We start from the raw sequence: 8,060 nt of genomic DNA on the forward strand, positions 1-8,060 counted from the left end.
AGTCAGTGAGGCGGCGCCGGGCCAACGGCGGCCACCGGTTCGAAATGAAAGGCGCGTCGCGCCGTGCTGCGTGCGCCGCGCTAGGCCACCGGCGTCAGCACCACCTGGTCGGCATCGGCCGGCTTGGCATAGCGCCCCATCCAGGTGTTGAAACCCATCCGGCCCGCCTGCCCGAGGTGGCTGGCGGGCACCTCCTCCTTCTTCAGCACGAGCTGCACGTCCCAGCCCTTTTCCTCGCCCGCGTAGAGCTTGACGGCGGCCGTCAGCTCGCGCAGCGCCTCGCCGCCGGGCAGGAAGCGGTTGAACTCGGCCAGCCCGAGCGGGCCGATGCGCAGCCGGAAGCGCTGCTGCGCACCGCGCACCTGGGCGCCCAGCGTGGCGTTGCGGCCCATCGAGGCCATCGCGCCGCCCATGCGCAGATGCGCGTCCTCGGGCAGGGTCATCCAGCCGACCACGAATTCGAGCACCTGCACCGGCACGCCGAAGTAGTGCTCCAGCAGGCCGCGCAGGCCCTCGGCATTGCGCGCCTGCGGCACCAGCCGCCCGGCGAAGAAGCGCTTGAACTGGTCCGGCAGCGCGTCGCGGTCCTGCAAGCGCGGCGTGGCGATGCCGATCAGCGCGCCGACATAGGTGCGAAAGCGGTCGCTCTCGGGCCGGTCGTACTGCACGGTGGGCTGCGCATCGGCCCAGGCGCGGTAGAACAGGCTCAGCATGCGGTGATGGAACACGTCGGCGAAGGCCGTCAGCGTCGGGTCCTTGGCATTGCGCTCGCGGTCCACCGCGTGTTCGGTGAGGTGCAGCGGCAGCGGCCCCTGCGGCCCGAACAGGCCCAGGAACAGCCCGTAGAGCCGCCCCGGCGCGCCGCCCGCGCCGGGCTCGAAGCGCTCGATGCTGCGCGGCGGGAATTCCAGCGTGGCCGCGTGCGCGAGCCGCACCGGATCCTCGGCCGGCTTGGTCGAGTGGCCCAGGCGCGGGCGGGCCGGGTAGGCGCATTCGAGCCGCCGCATCGCCTCGAGGAATTCGAAGTCGAACGGCCGCTCGCGCAGCGCCGCCTCCAGCGCTACAGGATCGGGCGCTTGCCGGGCGTTGCGGGCCATCGGGCCACCTCGTTGCGTTCTTGGGTGCGCAGCACGGTCTCGGTGAAGGCGTTCAGCGAGACGTAGCGCGCCAGGAAATGCTGCAGCACCGAGCCCAGCAGGAAGGCGCTGCTGCCCTCGAAGGCCGAGTCGGCGCAGGTTAGGGTGATCTCCAGGCCGCGCCCATAGGTGATCGGGCCCGGCACCGGCACGCGGCGCGTCACCGGCCGCGCCGAGGCCTGGCGGATGCCCTCGACCTGGCGGCGCGCGGCGGCGTCGAATTCGTCGTGGTAGAGGCCCAGCATCTCGCGCAGCGAGGCCGCGCCCTGCTCGCCCTCGTCCTCCAGCAGCGACAGGTAGTTCAGCTGCAGATGGCTGATCAGCCGCCAGGCGGTCTCGCCGGTGGCGACCGGCGCGCGCGGCCGGGTCGGGCCCGCCACGCAGCGGATCGAGGCCACCGGCGCGTCGGTGTCGAGCGTGAAATCGGTATAGGACTTGCCCACCGGCATGTGCAGCGGCAGGTCGCGATTGGTGCAGAGCAGGCGCAGGCCGAGCTGGCGCAGCGAGGTGGCGTAAGGCGCATCCTTGCCGTCCACCAGCGCGATGAAGGTCTCGCTGCCCACGTAGCTGGAGCGCGCGCCGTTCTGCTTCTGCCGCGTGGAGAGCAGGCGCGGCTCGCGGCGCAGCGTGTAGAAGGCCGCCTGGCCGCCGTGCCAGTTGCGCGAATTGCTGTCGTAGAACGGCAGGAAGCGCTGCTCGGGTTCCTGGCGATCGCCGTAGCCCTGCACCTCCAGCACGCTGTGCACCTCGAAGTCCATCGGCCGCGTGCGGTCGCCGAGGATGTGATATTCGGTGCGCCCGCCCTGCAGGTGGATGCGATCGGCGCGCCGCTCGAACAGGTTGGCCGCCGGCGTGCAGAACAGCCGGAAATTGCCGGCGTCGATCGCGTTGTGCAGGCGCGCCACGCTGCGGTCGAGCCACACCACGATCTCGAACTCCTTGCCGCGCGCGCGAGCCAGCAGCGCGCGCAGGCCGGTGAATTCGACGAAGCGGAAGCGCTCGGGGCAGGCGAAGTATTCCTGCAGCAGCCGGTAGCCGCTGAACGAGCGGCTGCCGTAGGGCAGCATCGCCTGCTCCTCGTCGAAGCCGCTGGCGCGCAGCGCGGCCCGCTCGTGATGCAGCTCGACGAATTCGCCCTCGCTGGCCGAGGCGGTGCGCACCGTGTAGCCCAGGCCGTTGGCCAGCAGTTGCTCGTAGAGCAGGGCCGGCAGCTCGTCGGCGCCGGCCAGGTAGACCGGCAGCGTGTCGAGCGCGAGCATCTTCGCCTCGGCCCCCGCCAGGGTGCGGAACCGCAGCCGCAGCCCGGCACGCGCGGCGCGCCCCGGCGGCGGTACCAGGCCCGCCGCGGCCAGCGCGGCCGGCGTATCGAAGTAGCGCGCCTCGGCCAGCTCCAGCGGCCAGAGCTTGACCTCGTGCGCGGTGCGGTATTCGCAGGCGGTGCGCTCGCCGAAGCCGGTCAGGCTGCGCAGCACCGTGTGCCGCGCCACCGCGTGGCCGGCCGGCGGCAGGTCCTCGGCCGTGTCGGGATGCAGCTGCACCACCGCCATCGACGGGATCGGCGACAGGTAATGCGGGTAGACCATCTCCAGCAGGTGCTGGGTGAACACCGGGTACTGCGCGTCGAGCTTGAGCTGCACGCGCGCGGCGAGGAAGGCGAAACCCTCCAGCAGGCGTTCGACGTAAGGGTCGGCGCACTCGAAGCCTTCCATGCCGAGGCGGCCGGCGATCTTCGGGTAGGCGCTCGCGAACTCGGCGCCCATCTCGCGCACGTGCTGGAGCTCGCGGTTGTAGTAACGAAGCAGGCGGGGATCCATGGGGCTTCAGCCGAACATTGGCGAGACGCGGAACTCGCCGGTTTCGAGGTCGACGTCGGTGCGCAGGTAGAGGCCGAGCGGCATCGGCTGGGCCCACATCTCGGCATCGATGCGGAACGACAGCGAGCGGCTGTCCATGCGCGAATCGTCGGTGCTGACGCTGACCTGCACGGTATCGGCGATCAGGCGCGGCTCGAAGTCGAGCAGCGCGGCGCGGATGCGGCTCTGCAGCTCGCCCGCGTCGATGCCCGACAGCGCGCTGCCGGCCAGGTCGGGAATCCCGAAGTTGAGCACCGAGTTGCCGACCTGCTCGAGGCCGGGCAGGTCCTCGTCCTCCCACTGGCGCGTGCAGTTCAGCAGCGCGGCGATATCGCGCGTCACGCACTCGCGCAGCTTCGCGGCCGTGATCACGCGCGCCTCGCGGCTCTCCTCGGGCTCGTGCGGCGCCAGGTCGGTCAGCCGGTCGAGCAGCGAGGGCTGCAGGCGCTCCTGCGGGGTCAGTTCGGCCATCGCGGCGGGCCCCTCAGCGCGCGCCGAAGGTGATCGAGCGCACGTCGAGCAGCGGGTACTCGGCGCGATCGGTCACCAGCATGCGCTGGCCGCGGCCGGTGAAGCAGTCCTCGCCGTGCTCGACCCAGGAGGTGCCCGCGGCCAGCGCCAGGTCGGCGATGCCGGAGCGCTCGCTGCCGGCGTAGCGGCACGGCACGAAGCCCACCGATTCGGCGCCGCTCGTCCAGGTGAGCTTGACCGGCGCCCAGACCTTGTCGCGCAGGTCGCTGGGTGCCTCGAACTCGAGCGAGCGCAACTGCGAGAACGGCGCCCACACGTAGCCGCTCTTCAGGATCAGCTCTAGGCAGGGGCCGAAGCGCGGATCGGCATCGGCGATCCACTCGAAGGGCTCGCCGTCGATGCTGCCGGCCACGGTCTCGGCCGTGTCGAAGGCGAGCGCGCGCTGGGTCAGCGTCTCGTCGACGCGGTTCTCGGTCAGCGCGTGCAGCGCGCGGATCAGCGGCGCGTGCCAGGCGGCCGGCTCGCCGGCGATGCCGGGGCACTTGCCGCCGGCCAGCACGGCGGCGCGCTCGTGCTCGCCGCGCAGCGCGAATTCATAGGCGGTCGACATCAGCGTGTTCTGCTCGTCGAGTTCGGCCGCCATCTTCAACTGGTTGGCCGCGCGATCCCATTCGCCCACCAGCGCGAGCAACTGGAACAGGAACACGCGCAGCGAGGCATCGGCGGGTCGGCTGCGGACCTCGGCGGACAGGGCGCTCAGCGCCTCGTCCAGGCGTCCGTGGGCAAGCAGCGCCGCGGCGTCGGCCGGGCTGGTGTCGGCAAGGGTTGGGTTCACGTGGGTGTTCCGTTGGACGGGGGAAAGCGGGTTGGGCGGGGCCGGCCGTGCCGGCCCCGTTGCGCATCACGCGCTTACTGCTTGGCGACCTGCTGGATGTCGAAGGTGAAGTCCTTGGTGCCGCCGTTGGCCTTGCCCTCGTCGTCCTGCGGCTGGAACGAGTACTTGAACTTGCCGAAGTGCAGCGTGATGTTCTCGGTCAGGCGCTCGTCGCCGCCGGTGCCGCCGGTCGACACCGAGGTGATCAGCACGCCTTCGCTGAGCTCGATGGTCACGAAGTCGGTCTGCTGGCCGGTGGCGTTGGTCACGTACAGGTAGGCGTTGTCGACGCGCGCGCCGGTACAGCAGGCGTTCAGGATCGCGTTCGAGCAGCTGTCGATGTACTTGGTGACCGTGATGTCCTGGATGTTGGCCTTGCCGCCCGAGGCGTAGCCGGCACCGGTATGCAGGTTGCCGGTGTTGCTCACGCCCCACGACCAGGCGATGATCGGCACCTCGTTCTTGTGCTTCGAGTGATTGGACGCGCCCTGGATCGTGACCGAACCGGAGCCGAATTTCAGGTGCATGTCGAATGCCATAATGACCTCTGCTTGCTATTAAAGTGCTCGCCGATCCGACGAACTGGGTAAACCGGAGCGCCTCGCTCCGATAAGGGCTGGGTACCATCGGCCGCGCGCGTCTACCGCGCGCGGCCCTGTTTCATGCGGCGCGTGCCGAAGGCAGGCGCGAGACCAGGCGCAGCGACACCGTCAGGCCTTCGAGCTGGTAATGCGGCTTGAGGAAGAACTTGGAGGTGTAGTAGCCGGGGTTGTCCTCGACTTCCTCCACCACCACCTGCGCGGCCGCCAGCGGCTTGCGCGCCTTGGTTTCCTCGCTGGAGTTCACCGGGTCGCCGTCGACGTAGTTCATCACCCAGTTCGACAGCCAGTTCTCCATCTGCTCGCGCGTGCTGAACGAGCCGATCTTGTCGCGCACGATGCACTTCAGGTAGTGCGCGAAGCGGCAGCAGGCGAACATGTAGGGCAGGCGCGCCGACAGGTTCGAGTTGGCGGTGGCGGCCGGATCGTCGTATTCCTCGGGCTTGGCCACCGACTGCGCGCCGATGAAGGCGGCCACGTCGGAGTTCTTGCGATGCACCAGCGGCATCAGGCCCATCTTGTCGAGCTCGGCCGAGCGGCGGTCGGTGATCGCGATCTCGGTCGGGCACTTCATGTCCACGCCGCCGTCGTCGCTCGGGAAGGTGTGCACCGGCAGGTTCTCCACCGCGCCGCCCGATTCCACGCCGCGAATCCGCGTGCACCAGCCATAGAGCTTGAACGAGCGGTTGATGTTGACCGCCATCGAGTAGGCCGCGTTCTGCCAGGTGTACTTGCCCGAGTCGGCGCCTTCGGTGTCTTCCTCGAAATCGAATTCCTCCACCGGGTCCGTCTTCGCGCCGTAGGGCAGGCGCGCCAGCGTGCGCGGCATGGTCAGCGCCAGGTAGCGCGCGTCGTCCATCTCGCGCAGCGAGCGCCAGCCGGCGTAGTCGGGCGTGGTGAAGATCATCGACAGGTCGCGCGGGTTCGCCAGCTCGTTCCAGTTCTCCATGCCGAGCAGGCTGGAATCGGCCGCCGAGATGAAGGGCGCGTGCGAGGCCGCGGCGATCTGCGAGATGCCGCGCAGCAGTTCGACGTCCTGAGGACTGTGGTCGAAGTAGTAATCGCCGATCAGGCAGCCGTAGGGCTCGCCGCCGAGCTGGCCGTATTCTTCCTCGTAGACGCGCTTGAACACCGGGCTCTGGTCCCAGGCCACGCCCTTGAAGCGCTTGAGGTTCTTGGCCAGTTCCTTCTTCGAGATGTTCATCACGCGGATCTTCAGCATCGGATCCGTTTCGGAATTGGTGACCAGGTGATGCAGGCCGCGCCAGGCGCCTTCCAGCTTCTGGAATTCGGCGTGGTGCAGCACGTGGTTCAGCTGCTCGCTGAGCTTGCGGTCGATCTCGGCCACGTAGGCGTTGATGGTCTGCGTGACGTCGTCCGAGACCACGTTCGAATCGCGCAGCACCTGCTCGGCGAGCGTGCGCACCGCGGCTTCCACCTCTTCCTTGGCGCGCTCGTTCTTGGGCTTGAACTCCTTGTTCAGCAGCGCCGCGAAATCGTTCGCCTCGGCCACCGCGCCCTGCGGCGCGCCTTCGAATTGCTTCTGGCTTTCCATGATCGCCATCACTCCTGTCCGGGTTCGGTGTCGGCGGCCTTAGGCGCCGAGCTCAGCGACTGCAGCAGCGCCGGGTCCTTCAGCGCCTGCGCGATCAGCTTCTCCGCGCCGACCTTGCCGTCGAGATAGGTGCCGAGATTGGCCAGCTGGGTGCGTGCCTCGAGCAGCCTGGCGAGCGAATCCACCTTGCGCGCCACCGCGGCCGGCGAGAAGTCGTCCATGCTCTCGAAGCTGATGTCGACCTCGAGGTTGCCTTCGCCGGTCAGCGTGTTCGGCACCGTGAAGTTGACGCGCGGCTTCATCGACTGCATGCGGCTGTCGAAGTTGTCGACGTCGATCTCGAGCGCCTTGCGCTCCTCGATCGGCGGCAGCTCGCCGGCATTGGCGCCGGACAGGTCCGACATCACGCCCATCACGAACGGGATCTGCACTTTCTTCTGCGCGCCGTACAACTCGACGTCGTACTCGATCTGGACGCGCGGCGCCCGATTGCGCGCAATGAATTTCTGACTGCTCTGCCTCGTTGCCATGCGCTGGTTCCTCTGAGGTGCATAAGGGTTCAGGAATCCGACGGGTGCCGGGGATGCCGGTGGCTGCCGTCGTCCACGACCACAGAACAGCGCGCCGTCGCGATCTATTCCATGCCGGCCGTGTTTTTCGCGAAGCGCGGCGGGTCCTGCCCGCCTCCGCCGCGACACGTCCGTCGGTGTCGTTGCTGGCCTTAACGCATGAGGCTTCGCGAATATTCCTTGGGCATACCGAAGGAAAACGTTTTGTTACGAATTCGCCGCGCGGCGCGCCGTGTGCACGCAATCCGTGCACAGAGTCACGCGCGCGACACATCGATCCGGCTTCGTGAAGACGAATCGGAATAAATGGCGGGGGCCGGCCGTTCAGCAGATATCCGGTTTCATTCAAGCGGCGCGCATGACGCGTCGCGGCGCTCTCGATGACACGTTATCCAGGTTTTTTCCATCGGCTCGGCCGGCTTGCCCGCCTCGCGCCGCTCGGCCTGCTGGCCTTCGCCTCGGCGGCGCAGGCCTGGACGCTGGTGCGCGCGGCGGCGCCCGTCACGGTGATTCACCAGACCGGTCTGTATCTGGCGCAGCCGGGCCAGCGGCTGGCGGTGACCGACATGGTCGAGACGCCGGCCCAGGGCGGCGCGCAGTTGCAGGACGAGAGCGGCCGGGTGGTAGCGCTCGGCCCCGATACGCGCGTGCTGTTCGCCCGGGACGCGCACCTGTCGCTGCTGCGCGGCTGGCTCAAGCTCGCCGACGGCTGCGCGGCGGCCGATTGCGCGGCACCGGTGGTGGACACCGAAGGCACGCGCTTCACGGCGCTGGACCACGCGGCGCTGGTGATCGCGGCCGCGCCGGCCGGCTATCCCGGCGCCGACGATGCCGACGCGGTATTCGTGGAAAGCGGCTCGGCGCGGCTGCTCGCGCTGGGCGCCGCCGCGCGCGGCAAGCCCGCTCAGGCGAAGCTGGCCGCGCATCAGTTCGCCGTGCATGCCCGCGCGGCGGCAGCCATCACCAGCGCGCTGAGCCCCGCGCCCGCCTTCGTCGGCGCGAT

7 protein-coding genes and 1 pseudogene are annotated in these 8,060 nt (G+C 69.1%); 1 reads left to right on the plus strand and 7 read right to left on the minus strand.

Translation table 11 applies throughout. The features are described 5' to 3' along the window. Positions 1-80 precede the first annotated feature (80 nt). From tssG to tssB, 7 genes are all read right to left on the minus strand, one after another. Positions 81-1,097: a type VI secretion system baseplate subunit TssG gene (tssG, locus tag F3J18_RS03770; RefSeq protein WP_025098244.1), complete on the minus strand. Its 1,017-nt coding sequence runs from the start codon at positions 1,095-1,097 to the stop codon at positions 81-83. Continuing rightward, positions 1,061-2,950 carry a type VI secretion system baseplate subunit TssF gene (tssF, locus tag F3J18_RS03775; protein ID WP_025098243.1) on the minus strand — a complete coding sequence of 630 codons (1,890 nt, stop codon included), beginning with the start codon at positions 2,948-2,950 and terminating at the stop codon, positions 1,061-1,063. Before tssF ends, tssG begins: the two co-directional genes overlap by 37 nt. Before the next feature lie 6 nt (positions 2,951-2,956). Next, complete coding sequence (gene tssE, locus F3J18_RS03780) at positions 2,957-3,460, minus strand: type VI secretion system baseplate subunit TssE (protein WP_025098242.1); 504 nt, start codon at positions 3,458-3,460, stop codon at positions 2,957-2,959. 13 nt (positions 3,461-3,473) lie between these two features. Continuing rightward, on the minus strand, positions 3,474-4,295 hold the full coding sequence (locus tag F3J18_RS03785) for a type VI secretion system accessory protein TagJ (RefSeq protein ID WP_166911415.1): 822 nt from the start codon (positions 4,293-4,295) through the stop codon (positions 3,474-3,476). A gap of 74 nt (positions 4,296-4,369) precedes the next feature. Next, positions 4,370-4,861 (minus strand): type VI secretion system tube protein Hcp, encoded by a 492-nt coding sequence (locus F3J18_RS03790; protein WP_240154786.1) that lies wholly within the window; start codon positions 4,859-4,861, stop codon positions 4,370-4,372. Between the two features lie 133 nt (positions 4,862-4,994). Then, entirely contained in the window at positions 4,995-6,488 is a 1,494-nt protein-coding gene (tssC, locus tag F3J18_RS03795; RefSeq protein ID WP_025098239.1) for a type VI secretion system contractile sheath large subunit, read from the minus strand. An 8-nt stretch (positions 6,489-6,496) separates the two neighbouring features. After that, a complete protein-coding gene (gene tssB, locus F3J18_RS03800) occupies positions 6,497-7,018 on the minus strand; it encodes a type VI secretion system contractile sheath small subunit (RefSeq protein WP_013689196.1) in 522 nt (173 codons plus the stop codon). Between the two features lie 419 nt (positions 7,019-7,437). Between tssB and F3J18_RS03805 the strand changes: the two are divergent. Then, positions 7,438-8,060 (plus strand): annotated as a pseudogene (locus F3J18_RS03805) (hypothetical protein); the annotation flags it as partial.

Origin of the sequence: Burkholderia sp. Ax-1720, from assembly GCF_011753035.1 — a bacterium.
Taxonomy (GTDB): Bacteria; Pseudomonadota; Gammaproteobacteria; order Burkholderiales; family Burkholderiaceae; genus Burkholderia; species Burkholderia gladioli.